At 43.2% G+C, this 16,665-nt stretch carries 14 protein-coding genes; 3 read left to right on the top strand and 11 right to left on the bottom strand.

Going from position 1 to position 16,665, the window contains the following annotated elements; genetic code table 11:
* Positions 1-21: 21 nt before the first annotated feature.
* The 4 genes from lpdA to Q8M62_RS19115 all read right to left on the bottom strand — a co-directional run bounded on the left by lpdA (position 22) and on the right by Q8M62_RS19115 (position 6,351).
* The gene (lpdA, locus tag Q8M62_RS19130) at positions 22-1,419 is read right to left on the bottom strand and encodes a dihydrolipoyl dehydrogenase (RefSeq protein ID WP_304900312.1); all 1,398 of its coding nucleotides are present in this window, start codon (positions 1,417-1,419) and stop codon (positions 22-24) included.
* Between the two features lie 51 nt (positions 1,420-1,470).
* Positions 1,471-1,824 carry a four helix bundle protein gene (locus Q8M62_RS19125; RefSeq protein ID WP_304900311.1) on the bottom strand — a complete coding sequence of 118 codons (354 nt, stop codon included), beginning with the start codon at positions 1,822-1,824 and terminating at the stop codon, positions 1,471-1,473.
* A gap of 99 nt (positions 1,825-1,923) precedes the next feature.
* Positions 1,924-3,462 (bottom strand): 2-oxoglutarate dehydrogenase complex dihydrolipoyllysine-residue succinyltransferase, encoded by a 1,539-nt coding sequence (odhB, locus tag Q8M62_RS19120; protein ID WP_304900310.1) that lies wholly within the window; start codon positions 3,460-3,462, stop codon positions 1,924-1,926.
* Positions 3,463-3,558: 96 nt separating this feature from the next.
* Positions 3,559-6,351 (bottom strand): 2-oxoglutarate dehydrogenase E1 component, encoded by a 2,793-nt coding sequence (locus Q8M62_RS19115; RefSeq protein WP_304900309.1) that lies wholly within the window; start codon positions 6,349-6,351, stop codon positions 3,559-3,561.
* 346 nt (positions 6,352-6,697) lie between these two features.
* Here Q8M62_RS19115 and Q8M62_RS19110 point away from each other — a divergent pair, with 346 nt between their 5' ends.
* Positions 6,698-7,201, top strand: coding sequence for an antitoxin Xre/MbcA/ParS toxin-binding domain-containing protein (locus Q8M62_RS19110; protein ID WP_304900308.1), 504 nt, complete (start codon positions 6,698-6,700; stop codon positions 7,199-7,201).
* Positions 7,201-7,659 carry an RES family NAD+ phosphorylase gene (locus Q8M62_RS19105; RefSeq protein ID WP_304900307.1) on the top strand — a complete coding sequence of 153 codons (459 nt, stop codon included), beginning with the start codon at positions 7,201-7,203 and terminating at the stop codon, positions 7,657-7,659. Before Q8M62_RS19110 ends, Q8M62_RS19105 begins: the two co-directional genes overlap by 1 nt.
* Before the next feature lie 62 nt (positions 7,660-7,721).
* On the opposite strand, the gene Q8M62_RS19100 is transcribed toward Q8M62_RS19105, so the two are convergent.
* From Q8M62_RS19100 to Q8M62_RS19090, 3 genes are all read right to left on the bottom strand, one after another.
* Positions 7,722-9,866, bottom strand: a complete 2,145-nt coding sequence (locus Q8M62_RS19100; RefSeq protein WP_304900306.1) for a cytochrome c biogenesis protein CcdA — start codon at positions 9,864-9,866, stop codon at positions 7,722-7,724.
* A gap of 88 nt (positions 9,867-9,954) precedes the next feature.
* Positions 9,955-11,343: a dipeptidase gene (locus Q8M62_RS19095; RefSeq protein WP_304900305.1), complete on the bottom strand. Its 1,389-nt coding sequence runs from the start codon at positions 11,341-11,343 to the stop codon at positions 9,955-9,957.
* A gap of 158 nt (positions 11,344-11,501) precedes the next feature.
* A complete protein-coding gene (locus Q8M62_RS19090; RefSeq protein WP_304900304.1) occupies positions 11,502-11,897 on the bottom strand; it encodes a GxxExxY protein in 396 nt (131 codons plus the stop codon).
* Positions 11,898-11,970: 73 nt separating this feature from the next.
* On the opposite strand from Q8M62_RS19090, the gene Q8M62_RS19085 reads away from it, so the two are divergent.
* A complete protein-coding gene (locus tag Q8M62_RS19085; RefSeq protein ID WP_304900303.1) occupies positions 11,971-12,945 on the top strand; it encodes an NADPH:quinone oxidoreductase family protein in 975 nt (324 codons plus the stop codon).
* A 61-nt stretch (positions 12,946-13,006) separates the two neighbouring features.
* On the opposite strand, the gene Q8M62_RS19080 is transcribed toward Q8M62_RS19085, so the two are convergent.
* The 4 genes from Q8M62_RS19080 to Q8M62_RS19065 all read right to left on the bottom strand — a co-directional run bounded on the left by Q8M62_RS19080 (position 13,007) and on the right by Q8M62_RS19065 (position 16,579).
* A complete protein-coding gene (locus tag Q8M62_RS19080) occupies positions 13,007-13,672 on the bottom strand; it encodes a YceI family protein (protein ID WP_304900302.1) in 666 nt (221 codons plus the stop codon).
* The gene (locus Q8M62_RS19075; protein ID WP_304900301.1) at positions 13,665-14,288 is read right to left on the bottom strand and encodes an intradiol ring-cleavage dioxygenase; all 624 of its coding nucleotides are present in this window, start codon (positions 14,286-14,288) and stop codon (positions 13,665-13,667) included. The genes Q8M62_RS19080 and Q8M62_RS19075 overlap by 8 nt, the downstream gene beginning before the upstream one ends.
* Before the next feature lie 78 nt (positions 14,289-14,366).
* Complete coding sequence (locus Q8M62_RS19070; protein WP_304900300.1) at positions 14,367-15,194, bottom strand: LytTR family DNA-binding domain-containing protein; 828 nt, start codon at positions 15,192-15,194, stop codon at positions 14,367-14,369.
* A gap of 260 nt (positions 15,195-15,454) precedes the next feature.
* Positions 15,455-16,579: an amidohydrolase family protein gene (locus Q8M62_RS19065; RefSeq protein WP_304900299.1), complete on the bottom strand. Its 1,125-nt coding sequence runs from the start codon at positions 16,577-16,579 to the stop codon at positions 15,455-15,457.
* Positions 16,580-16,665: the final 86 nt, after the last annotated feature.

Below are 16,665 nucleotides of genomic sequence, written 5' to 3'. Positions count from 1 at the left end.
TATAATTCAGTGTTTTAAACCTTAAATATGTAATGCTCGATTGTCAGTAGCAGCCAAGCAGGCCTCTTTGAATGCTTCAGTATAAGTTGGGTGTGCGTGGGACATTCTGGCAATATCCTCAGCCGAAGCGCGGAATTCCATCGCTACGACCGCCTCAGCGATCATGTCAGCTGTGCGTGGACCGATCATGTGTACGCCTAGGATTTCGTCCGTCTCGGCATCTGCCAAAACTTTCACCAAACCATCCGTATCCATCGATGCTCTTGCACGGCCGGAAGCCATGAAAGGGAATTTTCCGGTTTTATATTTTCTTCCCTGCTCCTTCAGTTGCTCCTCAGTGTAGCCAACTGCAGCGACTTCTGGCCAAGTATAGACTACACCTGGAATCAGTAGGTAATTAATATGGGGTTTTTGTCCGGCGATCGTTTCAGCAACGAACACACCTTCTTCTTCAGCCTTGTGAGCGAGCATGGCACCTTTGACCACATCACCAATGGCATAAATATGAGAAACTGATGTCTGCAGATGCTCATTCACTTCAACTTGACCTCTTTCAGTGATTTTTACGCCGGCAGCTTCAGCATTCAATCCATCGGTGTAAGGTTTACGTCCGATAGAAACCAAGACATAGTCTCCTTTGATTTCGATGGTTTCGCCTTTTCCGTTTTCGGCTTTAACTACTACTTCTTTTCCGAGATTTTCTACGCCGGTTACTTTATGCTTGAGATAAAATTCAAAGCCAAGCTTCTTCAGTGACTTCTGAAGCTCTTTGCCCATTGTTTTATCCATTGATGGGATCAAAGAATCCATGAATTCTACCACAGAGACTTTCGCTCCCATTCGTCCATAGACCGAACCCAGTTCCATTCCGATCACACCACCGCCAATGACAATCAGGTGTTTTGGGATTTCTTTCATCTTCAAAGCCTCGGTAGAAGTGATTACTCGCTTTTTGTCCAGTTTGATAAATGGAAGCGAAGCAGGTTTTGATCCGGTTGCGATAATGATGTTTTTGCCTTGAATGTCATTGGAGGAACCGTCATCTTTAGTCACTTTCACGGTGTTGGCATCAACAAATGAACCGACTCCTTGGAGGACTTCGATTTTGTTTTTCTTCATCAAAAACTGAATACCATCCACATTTTGCTTAACTACATCGTCTTTTCGGGCGATCATTTGTGCCAAATCAACTTTCAAACCGTTGAGGTTGATCCCGTGAGTTTTGAAGGTATGGGCGGCGTTGTGGTAGTGCTCTGAAGAGTCCAAAAGTGCCTTGGAAGGAATACAGCCCACGTTGAGGCAAGTACCACCAAGCGTTGGGTATTTTTCAATAATTGCGGTTTTCATGCCAAGCTGTGCTGCTCTGATAGCTGCAACATATCCACCCGGACCGGAACCGATTACTATGACGTCGTACATTTTTTTGTAGTTGTACGATGTACGAGGTACCAAGTACCAAGTACACCGAGGTTATACATTTAAACTTTGCTTGAGCTTCGCGATCATATTTTGAATATGCTCAAGCTCCGATTCAATTTTTTCAAAATCATCTGAAGAGACATATCCTAGCCGATTTGAAATCACGAGTTGAGTATCTAATTCAAATGAAGACCCTAAGGAAATTCCAAGAAAATTATCAAAATCCTTTTTGGTATTTCTCCCCGCTCCTTCAGCAATATTTGAAGGAATTGAAACTACACAACGGTTAATTTGACTGATTAACCCGTATCGTTCTTCTTTGGGCAGTTTTTCAGTTATTTGATATACCTCAACAGCTAGGTCAATGGCCTTTTGCCAAACTTTTAATTCTTTGTAGCGATGCATGATTAGTAGAGTTTAGGTTAAACGAATAGATTCAATTTACCAAAACTCGGTTAATCGTGGAACTACTTGGTACATGGTACTTTGTACTTAGTACAATTTTTAAACACCAAACAAAAGTCTTGTCGGATCTTCAAGCAACTGCTTGACACGTACCAAGAAGCTTACCGATTCTCTTCCGTCGATGATTCTGTGATCGTAGGAAAGTGCCAGGTACATCATTGGGCGGATTACAACCTGACCATTTTCAGCAATTGGACGCTCCACGATGTTGTGCATTCCAAGGATCGCAGACTGAGGTGCATTGATGATCGGAGTGGACATCATGGATCCAAAGACTCCACCATTGGTGATAGTGAATGTTCCTCCTGTCATTTCTTCGATTGACAATTTGTTGTCTCTTGCCTTGCCTGCCAATCTCATGATTTCTTTTTCGATTTGGTCAAAGCTCAACGATTCGGCGTTTCTGATGACAGGGACTACCAAGCCTTTTGGAGCAGAAACAGCAATAGAAATATCGCAGAAATCATTGAAAATCATTTCATTTCCATCGATTTGAGCATTTACAGCAGGCCATTCTTTCAAGGCAACACAAACCGCCTTGGTAAAGAATGACATAAAGCCTAAACCTACACCATGCTTTTCTTTGAATTGATCCTTAAACTTGGATCTCAGATCCATAATTGGCTTCATATTCACCTCATTGAATGTGGTGAGCATAGCCGTTTCATTTTTCACAGCTACTAAACGACGGGAAACCGTCTTGCGAAGCGATGACATTTTCTCTCTACGTGAATTTCTAGCGCCAGGAACGATAGGTGCAGCAGGAGCTGATTCTACAGGTTTTGGAGCCTGAACTTCTGGTTTAGCAGCAGGTTTCTGAGCGCCCATTGCATCCTCTTTTGTGATTCTGCCGTCTTTTCCGGAACCGGAAACTGCAGAAGGTGTGATCCCTTTTTCTGCCAAAATCTTAGAAGCCGCAGGAGAAGCATGCCCCGTTGCGTAATTCTCGTTTGACGAAGTTGTTTTTTCAGGTGTGGAAGAAGCAGCTGCAGGTGCAGATTCTTTTGCAGGAGCAGCGTCAGTTACCTCGATTTTGCAGATCAATCCTCCGATTTCCAAGACATCGCCTTCTTTTGCTACATGTCTTAGAATTCCCGTTGCCTCTGCTGGAAGTTCAAAAGTTGCTTTGTCTGAATCCACCTCTGCGATGATTTCATCCAAAGTCACAAAATCACCATCCTTTTTGATCCAATTGGCCAACGTAACTTCAGTGATGGATTCCCCAACGGTAGGCACGATCATTTCTTTGATTTCTCCAGTGCCAGAAGCCTTTTTTCCCGGAGCTTCGGCAGGGGTTTCTTTCGCTGGCGAAGTTTCAGCTGGCGCAGATTTCTCAGCACCTTCAGAATCTTCAATCACGCAAATCAAGCCTCCAATTTCGACGGTATCACCTTCTTGGGCTTTGATTCTTAATATCCCCGCTGCTTCAGCAGGGAATTCAAAAGTTGCTTTGTCGGACTCCAATTCACAAAGGATCTCATCCAATTGCACCTGGTCGCCGTCTTTTTTAAACCATTGCCCAACAGTGACTTCAGTGATCGATTCACCCACTGTGGGTACTTTCATTTCTTTGCTCATGGTTCTATATTTTTTCCCTTCGGGTTATTTTGGAAGGAGGTTTAGTATGATTTTTATCAAAAACAACCCCGAAATCAATCGGGGAAGTAATCAAGATTAAAGTTTTAGCGCCTGAGAAACAATATTTTTCTGCTCTTCTACGTGGACTTTGTTATATCCGGTAGCAGGAGAAGCGCTTGGTTTACGGGCGATTAGGGTCATTGGGATTTCCTTGTAAAGTAACCTCAAGAGGTAGTTCCAATAGCCCATGTTTTCTGGCTCTTCCTGTACCCATACGACCTCAGCACCTTTGTAGGATTTGAGCACTTCAAGAATTTGGTTTTTGGGAAGTGGATGCAGCTGCTCGATTCTGACGATAGCTACATTTTTTATTTTCTCTTTTTCCCGAGCTTCTTCCAGATCATAGAATACTTTTCCAGTACAAAGCACAACTCGCTTTACCTCTTTTGGATTGACCACCGTATCAGGAAGGACTTCTCTGAATTTGCCTGAAGTGAATTCCGAAAGCGGAGAAACGACTTTTGGATGTCTCAGTAGTGACTTTGGAGACATTACAATACATGGTTTTCTAAATTCCCATGTGAGTTGTCTTCTCAGCAAGTGGAAGAAGTTTGATGGCTCGGTGATATTGGCTACGACCATGTTGTATTCTGCAGAAAGTTGCAAGAATCGCTCCGGACGAGCATTGGAGTGCTCTGGTCCCTGACCTTCGTAGCCATGAGGAAGAAGCATGACCAATCCATTCATCTTTTGCCATTTGGATTCTCCGGAAGAGATGAACTGATCAATCATCGTCTGAGCGCCATTGGCGAAATCACCAAACTGACCTTCCCAAATGGTCAATGCGTTTGGATTTGCCATGGCATAGCCATATTCAAAGCCCAATACTGCATATTCCGAAAGAAGAGAATTGTAGATGTGGAATTGACCTTTTCTGTCTTTCAATTCAAGAAGTGAATTGAAAGGCTGATTGGTATTTGCGTCGTGAATGACCGCATGACGATGAGAGAACGTGCCCCGTTGCACATCTTGTCCGGTCAAACGGACTGTCTTTCCATCCAAAAGCAAGGAACCATAGGCAAGTAGTTCTGCTGAAGCCCAGTTAAGCTCTTTGGACTCAAAAAACATGTCCTTTCGCTGCTTCATCTGAGCTTCGATTTGTTTGATCGGCTTAAATCCTTTTGGGATAAAAGTTAAAGCTTCAGCTACTTTATTGATAGATTCAATGGAAACGCTGGTTTCCGGAGAGGATTCAAAATCTTCAGGCTTGGACCTTCTAAGGTTGGCCCATTCTTTTTCAAATTTGGTGGCTTGATACGGAAGTGGCTTTTCCTTGACCATGTTTAGTCGATCCTGAAGCAATTGGCGGAACTCCTCATCCATCTGAGCTGCGATCTTCGCATCGAAATTACCGCGCTCAGTCAATTTCTTTACATAAATTTCTCTCGGATTTGGATGCTTGGAGATGATGTTGTAAAGTTCTGGTTGTGTGAATTTTGGCTCGTCAGACTCATTGTGACCATGGCGTCTGTAGCAGACCATATCTACGAAAATGTCTTTGCTGAACTTCTGACGGAACTCAGCAGCAAGCTTTGCTGCAAAAACTACTGCTTCGGCATTGTCACCATTGACGTGGATCACCGGAGCATCGATGATTTTGGCTACATCGGTACAGTAGATGGAAGTACGGGCATCGTCAAAGTCAGTGGTAAATCCGACTTGGTTATTTATCACAAAGTGAATCGTTCCTCCAGTATTATATCCTTTAAGACCTGCCATTTGTGTGACCTCATAGACGATGCCTTGTCCGGCAACTGCCGCATCTCCATGAATAATGATAGGGAGTGCCTTCGTTGCGTCATGCTTGTGTGCGTGATCGATTTTGGCACGAATAAAGCCTTCTACAACCGGATTGACCGCTTCGAGGTGAGATGGATTTGGAGCAAGTTTTAAGTGAACTTTAAAATTGCCATGAGTGACAATATCAGATGAATAGCCCATGTGGTATTTCACATCACCATCACCCATTGTCAGATCAGGCTTCGCGGTACCTTCAAACTCAGAAAAAATCTGCTCATAAGTCTTGCCCATGACATTGGCAAGGACATTTAAACGACCGCGATGCGCCATTCCGATCATTACTTCCTCTACGCCATTTTTTGCTGCGGTGTTAATTACTGCGTCAAGAAAAGGGATAGTGCTCTCTCCTCCTTCAAGTGAAAACCGCTTTTGGCCGAGGTATTTTGTGTGTAAAAAGTTTTCAAAAACTACAGCTTGATTGAGTTTAAAAAGAATGCGCTTTTTGTCTTCTTCCGATGGATTGAAGGCTAAAGCTTCTTTTTCAACCTTTGTTTTAAACCAATCCAGCATCTCAGGATCTCGGATATACAAATATTCAAAGCCCATTGGGCCTTCATAAATGGTTTTGAGTGACTCAAGAATTACGGAAAGCTTTGCTGTGCCGATTCCTATTTCTTTACCAGCCTGGAACTCTGTGTTCATGTCCTCTTGACCTAATCCAAAGTCTTTTGGGTCGATCAATGCCTTGCGGTCTCGTCTTTCTCTTACAGGATTGGTCTTGGATCTGAGGTGCGCTCTTGAGCGATGTGCATGGATTAGAGCCCGAACTTTGATTTCTTTTGGCAACTGCTCCATATCCATGATGGTACCCGGAGTGGCTAAAGAACCATTCTTAGGGACTGACTGAGAAGCAGATTTTGCCACTTCTGATCCGTTTTCATCCTGACCGTAATTTGCCAAGGCAAAATCAAAACCGTCAAAAAATTCTTTCCAGCTTGGGTCTATTGATGCAGGATCACTTTTGTAAGAAGCGTATAACTCATCGATGTAGGTCACATGAGCATTCGCAATGTATGAGAATTTATCCATCGTTAGTTTTTGAGAACAGACAAAACTAACGCCAATTATCCGCAATCAAAAATTGCTTATTTGCTTGTACAAATGTATGTTTCTGGACCAAATAAAATTTCCTTTTATTAATCCAATGCCTAAATTAAGTGTCGAAATAGATCAGTTGTGGAGCTTTTTGGAAATTTTTTCTCCGAACCTCAAGTTAAAAACTAAGTGAAGGTGGTTTCGAAGTCCATGAAAAGTTGGATTGGATTAGGGAAAACACAAACTGGAGATTAGGAGGTCTATATATTTTAATAAATATTTGAAAATTTCGAATCATTTTTGGAAAATTGTCGTAAATTAAAGGACAAATTTCCAAGACATGAGCGATTCTGATTATCAAAGAGTAGATATGGTAGCCGAAGAAATGGCCACTTATGTCACAAGCCTCCCCAGATATTCCCGTTATTCGGCCTTGACCAAGGGGATTCCTTTGAGTAGTTTTTTTTCAGATCGTATGTTGGTTGTAGATGTGATTCGTCAGGGGATTCCTACATCTCTTTTTATGTCTATCAAGGATATGGCGCCTTTTTCGGATCAGGAATGGTCAGACTTTTTAGATATTTCTTTAAAGTCTCTACAGCGCTACAAAAAAGAATCAGACTATGTCTTCAGATCGATTCACTCCGAGAAAATCATCGAGCTGGTAGAGGTGACTGCTGTTGGTTTGGAAGTTTTTGATTCACAGGAGGATTTTGCTGCCTGGCTTAATGCAGCAAGTCATGCCCTCGGCAATAGACGACCGATAGAGTTATTGAGGGATTCCTATGGCAAGGAATTGGTGCTCAGTGAGCTTCATCGCATTGATCGGGGGATATTTGTCTGATGCGGGTTTTTCGACTCATTCGAAAAAAATACGGGATAGAACTATCAGGCAAAGGCGCAGCCCTCTCCGGTAACCGTTGGAATTCCAAGGGTACTGAACTCATCTACTGTGCGGACAGTCGCGCTTTGGCCATGGCGGAGGTTGCAGTACATCTTTCCTTATCCATTTTGCCCAAAGACTATGTGATGGTCGAAATCGAGATCCCGAATTCTGTTTCCATCTCGTCCTTGAAAACTGATGATTTACCTCAGGGGTGGAACAGCTTCCCCCATTTGCTGGACACTCAGAAGATCGGGGATGATTTTGTTGCGGAGCGAAAAAGCTGTGTCCTTAAAGTTCCTTCAGCAGTTGTGCCGGGTGATTTTAACTTTTTAATTAATTCTAATCATCTGGACTTCTCGGCCATAAAGATTGTTGGCTATAAAGATTTTCCTTTTGATCAGAGGCTTTTTCAATGATCAATTATCAAACTCAATTTTCAATGTTCAAGGAAAGGAGATCCTTGAACATTGAAAATTGATTATTTTTCATTGAAAATTTTCTTCGCGCCATCCAAAAACTCCACAAAAGCAGCGATATCCGTATTGTATCCTCTTGGTTTGGCTAAAAGCTGTTCCTTATGATCTAGAATGACATAAAAGGGCTGTGCGTTATTGTTGAATCGGGTGATCTGGAAATCGGCGTTTTGCTTGCCCAAAGTCTTTTTCACCTTATTGTCATAGGAAGAGGTGTACCAATCGCTTTCCGGTAAATCCAGACGCTCGTCGATGTATAAAGCTACCATTACAAAGTCCTCCTTAAGTCGCTTTAGAACTTGAGGATCAACCCACACATTCTCCTCCATTTTTCGGCAGTTGACACAACCATGTCCAGTAAAGTCGATCAAGAGCGGTTTGCCTTCTCGCTTGGCTGCTTCCAAAGCTTGTTCATAGTCAAAGTATCCAGGAATACCATGAGGAATTTTGAGCCGATCGGCATATTTGATGACTTCTCCACTGGTAGAAAAGCTTTCCTCAGATCCTGCTCCACCTGTTAATTTGAATTGTTGAGTGGTGATCGGAGGTAAATAGCCACTCAGTAATTTGAGTGGTGCTCCCCAAAGTCCGGGAATCATGTGTACTACAAATGTGAAAGTAAGCAAGGCCAAAAGCAACCGGGGAACACTGATGTATTCCAGTTTGGAGTCATGCGGTAATTTGATTTTTCCCAAAAGATAAAAGCCCAAAGCCGAGAAAATCACTATCCAGATCGCTAGGAAAATATCCCGGTCCAAAATACCCCAGTGATAAACCAAATCGGCGATAGAAAGGAACTTGAAGGCCAAAGCCAGTTCCAAAAAGCCCAACACGACTTTGACTGTATTCAACCATCCACCGGATTTTGGCAAGCGCTGCATCCATCCAGGAAAAATTGCAAACAGGGTAAACGGAATTGCAAAGGCCAACCCGAAGGCAAACATGCCAAGGACCGGTTTAATTAATTCTCCTCCAGCAGAGGAAATCAGGATTGAACCAACTATCGGTCCGGTGCAGGAAAATGAAACCAACACTAGCGTAAATGCCATAAAGAACACGCCTCCAAGGCCACCTTTCTCTGCTTTTGCATCTATTTTATTGACAAAGCTGGAAGGCAAAGTCAGTTCGAACATGCCCAAAAAGGCCAGAGCAAAAAAGATAAAGATCAGGAAGAAAAAGACATTAGGAATCCAATGAGTCGCTAGCCAATTGGCAAATTCAGGTCCTTGGATCGCAGCGACGGCAGTTCCAGCAACAGTATAAATAGCAATTATTGAAAAGCCGTAAATAAATGCCTGACGAATTCCCTGCGCCCGCGATTTTGATCTTCCGGTGAAAAAGCTCACCGTCATAGGAATCATCGGAAACACACATGGCGTAATCAAGGCTGCCAATCCCGCCAGAAAAGCTAAAACCATAAATCCCCAGAGCGATTCTTTTTCGCCTTCGGCAGTGAAATCTTGGGGTTCAGTTATTGGCTGTCCTGCTTCTCCCTCTTGCTGTCCTGCTTCTCCAGAAGCAGGACTTAGGGAAAATGGAGATTCTCCTTCTATATTTTCGCTATTTGAACTATCAGCGCTTAGTTTTTCAGTTTCTTGTTTAAGATCTGGTTTAACTCCTGCTTCTGGAGAAGTAGGAGAACTGTTGGTAACGGAACGACTAGATTCTTTGGCCGTAAACTTAATTTCAATATCCTGCTCATAGTTGATGCATTGACCGGTCAAGTCAGAACACATTTGGTATTCGAGTGAACCCTTGATAGTTCCGGACGTGGCTTTGATAATGATGGGCTGCTCAAAACGACCTTTTCCAATAAAATAGGTTACTTCCCCTTCCCAGACTTCGTCAAACTTCTTCTTGGGATTGATGGCTTTTAACTTCGCCTCCACGGCATAATCTCCAGTTTCCGCAGGAATAAATTCAGTCAAAAGAGGACCCAAATCTTTGTCAAAATCATTGGAGTACACATACCAGCCCATGGGAATTTCTGCTTCCATGACCAAAGTTGCCTTTTCTCCAACTTGCAATTCTTTTGGCTCTAAAGAGAAAGTCCACTTTGGTGGCTTAACCATTTGAGCTTGGGCAATTGAAGAAATCAAAAGAAAAACCGGAAGTAAGAGCTTGCCGATCTTTTGGGCGCTAAAGGTCATGCGGAATTGGGATTTACTTTGGCGAACAAAGATTTAGGTATTGAAGTTCGAAGTTAGGATAGTAAGACAAAGTTTTTGGCGACATAGATCACTTGCCGCTCAGCTTTCTGAAATGTCTAAAGAAAGCTGCTATAGTCTCAATTCCGATAAAATAATTTTTGACACCATAGTGCTCATTTGGTGAATGAAGCGCGTCTGTATCCAATCCAAAGCCAAATAGTATGGGATCAGATCCTAATTCCTTTTGAAATAAAGCTACAATGGGAATCGAACCTCCTTCACGGGTCGGAATCGGTCTTTTGCCAAAAGTCTCCTCCATCGCTGCCTCTGCTGCCTGGTACCCTACCGAACTGTCAGAAACCACAGCTGGAGCTCCACCATGATGGGTTTTGACTTTCACCTTTACAGATTTTGGAGCAATTGATTTGAAGTGATTTTCGAATAGTGTTGCGATCTCATGCCAATCCTGATCAGGAACAAGTCGCATGGAAATCTTTGCAAAGGCCTTCGAAGGCAAAACTGTTTTAGCACCTTCCCCAATGTAGCCTCCCCAGATTCCGTTTACATCTAAGGTCGGCCGAATTCCCACCCGCTCGATGGTCGTGTAGCCTTTTTCCCCATGGACATCATCTATGGAAAGCTTTTCTTTATATTCATTAAGGTCAAAAGGAGCCTCGTTTAGTCGGTTTCGCTGAGCTTCTGTCAGCTCCTGCACTTTTTCATAAAAGCCGGGAATCGTGATGTGCTCATTTTCGTCCTTCATCGATGCGATCATTTTGCAAAGGACATTGATTGGATTAGCTACTGCGCCGCCATAAGTACCGGAGTGAAGATCCCGATTTGAACCAGTCACTTCCACTTCCATGTAGGACATGCCTCGGAGACCAACGGTGATGGAAGGATCCTGCATGCTGATCATGTGTGTGTCAGAAATCAGGATTACGTCGGCCTTTAGCTTTTCTTTGTTCTCTAGGACGAATTTGTCCAGGTTGTCCGAGCCGACTTCCTCCTCACCTTCAATCATAAATTTTACATTGCAAGGCAAATCTCCAGAAGTCATCATCGCTTCAAAAGCCTTCACATGCATGTAAAACTGCCCTTTGTCATCCGCTGATCCTCGGGCAAAAATGGCTCCCTCTGGATGAATTGCTGTATTTTTGATCACAGGTTCGAAGGGTGGAGAATCCCATAATTCATAGGGATCGGCCGGCTGTACATCGTAGTGTCCATAGACCAAGACAGTAGGCAAGGCAGGATCGATGATTTTTTCGCCGTAAACAATGGGATAGCCTGCCGTTTCGCAGATTTCAGCCACATCGGCACCTGCTTTTTCCAGCGATTCTTTGACAAATTGAGCTGCCGCAAAGACATCCTTTTTGAATTTGGGATCAGCACTCACGGATGGGATTCGCAGGAGGTCCAAAAGTTCGTTGAGAAATCGGTCTTTATTATTTGCGATAAAATCGGATACTGACATATTTTGGGGTTTTAATTTCTAAGGAGCTCAAAATTATTCCTTTCGGGATGATTTGCCTAGAAATTTTTGATTTAAGCAAAAAAGGGAATTTTGCCACTAAGGCACGAAGACACAAGGAAGAATTTAATTGCCACGAAGATAAAAAGGAACAAGGAAGATCAGGTATTGACAAAACGCCGAATTCCTTTTTTGATTAATGGCACGTTAAAATTAACCAGATAGCCCAGGTTTAATTTTGAAAGTTTGAGGTGACTGATGATTTGTGCTTCCCAAACAGGATTTACCACATCTACAGCTTTAAGTTCCACAACCACACGGTCTTCTATAAGCAAATCAAGCCTTAGTCCTTCATCAAACCATAATCCGTCATAGCAAATCGGTATGTTGACTTGTCTTTTTACATCAAATCCTGCTTTTTTGAGTTCATGCTCCATGCAGACTTCATAAATCCTTTCCAAAAGTCCTGGCCCAAGTTCCTTGTGAATGGTAAAAGCTGCATGAACTACCGCTGTCCAAATTTCCTCTTCAAAATCTGTAGGTTTACTGTAATTCATTGTAATTAAAAGCTTTGAACCTTAATTTAAATAATCCTTAGTGTCTTAGTGCCTTCGTGGCAAACCTAAAATTATGAAAGCTCTTCTCTGTACCCAATTTGGCCTGCCTGAAACTTTAGCTGTCCAAGAAATTCCTGATCCCATTCTCGCTTCCAATCAAATCCTGATCGCCGTGGAAGCCTGCGGGGTCAATTTTCCGGATGTCCTGATTATCCAAAACAAGTATCAGTTTAAGCCTGAGTTGCCTTTTGCTCCAGGAGGAGAAGTCGCCGGAAAGGTCATTGCTTTTGGTGATCAAGTGCAGAATTTTCAGATCGGACAACCCGTCCTTGCACTTTGCGGTTGGGGAGGATTCGCGGAAAAAGTCGCTGTAGATTCCGATCGGGTTTTTCCTCTGCCTCCCGGACTTTCTCCTGAAGTGGCAGCGACGACGCTGTATACTTATGGCACTTCATACCATGCGCTGAAAGACCGGGCGAATCTTCAAGCCGGAGAAACCTTGCTTGTGCTGGGTGCTGCGGGAGGAGTCGGTTTGGCAGCTGTTGAACTTGGGAAGTTGATGGGAGCCAAAGTCATCGCAGCCGCTTCTTCGGAGGAGAAGCTTGTACTGTGTAGGGAAAAAGGAGCCGAACTCACCATCAATTACGAAACAGAAGATCTCAAAACCCGCATCAAAGAACTCACCCTTGGGAAAGGCGTCGATGTCGTTTATGATCCTGTCGGTGGAAAATTCACAGAATCCGCTCTCCGAGGCATGGCTTGGAAGGGGCGCTACCTCGTTGTGGGTTTTGCTAACGGGGAAATTCCCCAAATCCCCATGAATCTGCCTTTGCTAAAAGGTTGTGCAATTTTAGGGGTGTTTTGGGGGGAGTTTTCTAAACTAGAGTCCAAGACCAGTTTCCAGAATATCCGCCAACTCGTCACCTGGATTCAGGAAGGAGAAATCAAGCAGCATATTGGACGAACTTACAGTCTTGAAGAAGCGCCCGAGGCATTGAGAGCAATTCTAGATCGGAAAATGTTGGGTAAAGGCGTAGTGGTGATATGAGCGTTAGTTAGAAAGATCGGTGGTGATTGTTTAAAACAATCTTAGTTCCACTCCTTCACAATTACCTTATATCCACCTCCGAAGAGTTACCATTTACCAGCATTAATTCAATCCGAAATTGGATATCCCGATCCACGAGGGTTCGGTCTGTCCATGACCCTTCGTATGCGATATTCCATTCAAAGCGATCTAATAGAAATTGCGCAACAATAAAATCACCTTTTTGAACGGCTGGGAAGGTGATGTTTTTAGTGATTCCACGGATGGTTAAATTTCCTGATACTTCCAGATTTTCAATGGAATGAGTCTTAATTTCGGTGATTTCAAAATAGGAATTTGGGAAGTTATCCACATCGAAAAAGTCCTCCTGCATCAGATGCTCCGTCAGATTTTTAATTGGAATCGGGTCGGTTTTGGGAATGTCCGAGATGGAAATAGTCCTCATATCCACCTCAAATTTGCCTCCAACCAAACCAATTTTGTCTTTCAACATAAATCCCTGACTGATGTGAACTTCACCTTCATGGCTTCCGGCTCCCCGCATTTTGGTTCCTTTCCAGTATAGTTTTGAGTTCTGCAAGTCTAAATTCAGCGTGTCCAACTCACCTAATTGAACTTGGGATTGACTGCTTTCACCATGGAAAAGCACTTTTGAAGTATCGGATACAGGCTTTTCCCCGCAGCAACATAAGATAAGAAGCAAGATGGAAATCCCAACCTTATTCATAGTTAGGAATATTGAGGCCGAGAATAATGTCCCGTCGGAAAGTGAGTATTCCGTTTTCCGGCTTTGGCATACCAATTCCCGAACCTCCGCGATTGCTCAGGAGGGTCCGTTTTTCCTGAGTTAGAATTGGGTCATCCTCAAACAGGAAATCATCTAGGTAATACTCATTCTTGTCAGGTTCTTTGACTGTGAGGTGTATATGTTCCGCCTCTGTTCGGTCAGGATAAGCCGCCGGGCGGAAGGTGTAAAAAGTATAGCGCCCACTTTGATCCGTTTTTATCCAACCTCGGAGATGTCCGTGTCGTCTTGCCCAACCGGTTTCATTACCTGTTCTGGGATAGAGGCCTGTTCGGTCGGTGTGGTAGATGTAAAGTATGACTCCACTGGCCGGAGTTTTTCCGTCCAGATGGAATACTGTTCCTGTCAACTTGAGCTTGGGCTCTGTGCTATCAAAATCTGGGAGTGTGTCTATGGATGAAAGTTTTTTCTCTCCAAACTCAAAGATCGCTTCGCAACCTTCACAGCCTCCGCCGACTAATTTTCGGGATTGAGCCGTGCAATTAAAATTCAGGAAAAGACAAAAGAGGATCAGGCATCTCTTCAGGATTCGGTTCATCGCTTTTTTTTTCCTACAAATTGAAAGAAAGAATTGGAGGCCGACAAAATGGATGGTTTGACCTGTGGGAATTCTATATCAACCTGAGTGAGCACGATTAAATTTGCTTCGGAAGTCGTGGACGTAATTTCTACTCAGTCTCAGTTCCGGACCGTTAGAAAGTGTAAGGTCATAATCTCCGTTGCCGCGGGAAATGATTGAATTTACTTTTTGGACATTTACCAAAGTGGTTTTATGGATTTGTACAAAAACAGAAGGATCCAGCTTTTTAGAATATGATATAAGCGAACCCTGTTGCAGATATTTTTTTTCAGCTGTAAAAAACTCAACGTATGGTGTGGCTGAAGAAATGTAAAGAATTGAATCGGTGGCCACTTTCTCCGTTTTTTTGCCGGTCTGTAGGAGTAAAAAATCAGGATGCTCTCTGGGTATTTGAAGTTTAGTATCCGTGGGTTTTTCCAGAGGAATCAAGGAAACCGCAGTGTAAATCAGTAGATACTTGTAGAAATCATTGGATACCGAGTAAACTAGATTTCTCCAAAAACCGAAAGTATGATCATAGAACAAACCAGAAATTGAGAATACTAAAAGGGAAAAAAGCAAAAGGTGGAGAATCGTAGCCACGAGTACAAAAAGAGATCTGACCGCCCATTTGGAGTTAATCCTGAGAATGATCCTTGCCTTTCTGAAGGTATATCGCAGCAAGAAAGTGACTGGAAGAATCAAAACCCAAAAGAGATTAAAAAGCAGCGACTCAGAAAAATAGAAAGAATAAGACTTATATCTGGCCTGAAGGTAGTCTTGAAAAATTGTTGCAATTAATATCACAAATAAAGCGGCAAGAAATTTAAGGGTAGTCTTGATTCTTGCTTTTCTGAACTTGAAAAATGTCACGGATTTGAACATAAAAGAATTACGGGATTTTAACCCGAAAGTCAAAATCGATCAAATTTACCAGCTTTAATCGGCTCCTTTTAGTTTACGACAAGCCTTCCTTTTCTTCTTTCTTTCTTCCAAAAAATCTGACCAAAAAACCAATACCAAAAATCATCAGTCCACTGATCCTGCCCCGAAACATATCAGGCCAATTTAAATACCAAAAGGTGATTCCAATGAAAAACAAGGCAATTCCCAATCCCATTAAAACATTCCCCAATCGGTTCATTTTACTCGGGAAATAAGGTCTTGTCCAGTCCAGGCACGATTCGTAATGCGTTTTTATAATACACTTTTTTCAGGACCTCATCAGGCAGACCCAATCCGTACATTTTCCAGTAGGCATGGTATTTTTTGTAGTAAGGAAAATACTCGTCCTCGGTCTCCAGCACCCTGAAGTAAGTGTAAAACTCCTCTTTGTTGTAAGCGTCCTTTCCGAAGAGAATACGGTCCTGATATTTGGTGAAAAATTCCTTTGTACGCCTTGGCTGGCGTCCCAGTTCTGCGATAATTGCTCCAATTTCATAGTTCACATTCGGATATTTGTCCAGATGAGCACCTGCGGCATCGAGGTCGTTGGCCATCCAGCCCATGTGGGCGTTGATGAAGGTTGTGTTGGGATGCTTGGCAAAGACGCGGTGCTGTTCGTCTATAATTTGCTCAAACGGTGCCGGATCAGTTGCTGATCTTTTGCGGTTTGGGTTAAGCTTCAGTTCCAGCCAGCGTTCGTTTGTGGAGTCCATCGGCTCCCAAAACTGCGCCGGATCGGCAGAGTGGATCAGCACAGGGATGCCCAGTTCACCGGCTTTTGCCCAGACAGGATCCAGATCAGGATGATCTACCGGGATGCGTTTGCCGCTGTTGTCCTTGGAATTCAACCCAAGGCTTTTGTAAATCTTCAATCCCACAGCTCCCGCACTGACATCTTCCCCGAGTTCTTTTACTGCCAAAGCTGTCCATTCAGGGGTGCCAAAGCCATTGAAATTAAGATTGGTGAATACCATAAATCTTCCAGGAGCGTGAGTTTTAAACTCATCCATCATGCCTTTGATGTATTCCTGTTGGGCGTTCGAATTCCCCTGACCAAACCCTCGACCGCTCAAATTGATCATGATACCCATGTTGATTTCATCCATTTCGGATGTGAGCTGATCGATTTTTCCTTTGTTGATTCCTCCCTGATGGCTGTGAATATCGATGAAAGGAAATTTTGCCCTGATTTTTGGATTTTCGGGGACTTTAAGCGTGGAGGGGGGATTATAATTTTCAAAGCTCATTTCCTGGGCCCCAGAAAATCCTGTTGTCAGGCTAAAAACTAAAATGCTTCCGGAAAGCAAGCGCAGCGGTTTATTCATGTGCGATTAAACTGATTTGGAGGGGAAATGGGTGCATAAATTCTTTGAGTGGGAAAAAACAAATCCCGGAGGGAAATCCGGGATTT

This window comes from Algoriphagus sp. (assembly GCF_030694375.1).
Classification (GTDB): Bacteria; Bacteroidota; Bacteroidia; order Cytophagales; family Cyclobacteriaceae; genus Algoriphagus.
The sequence above is the reverse complement of the archived record's forward strand: the minus strand, read 5'-3'. Positions and strand labels throughout refer to the sequence as shown.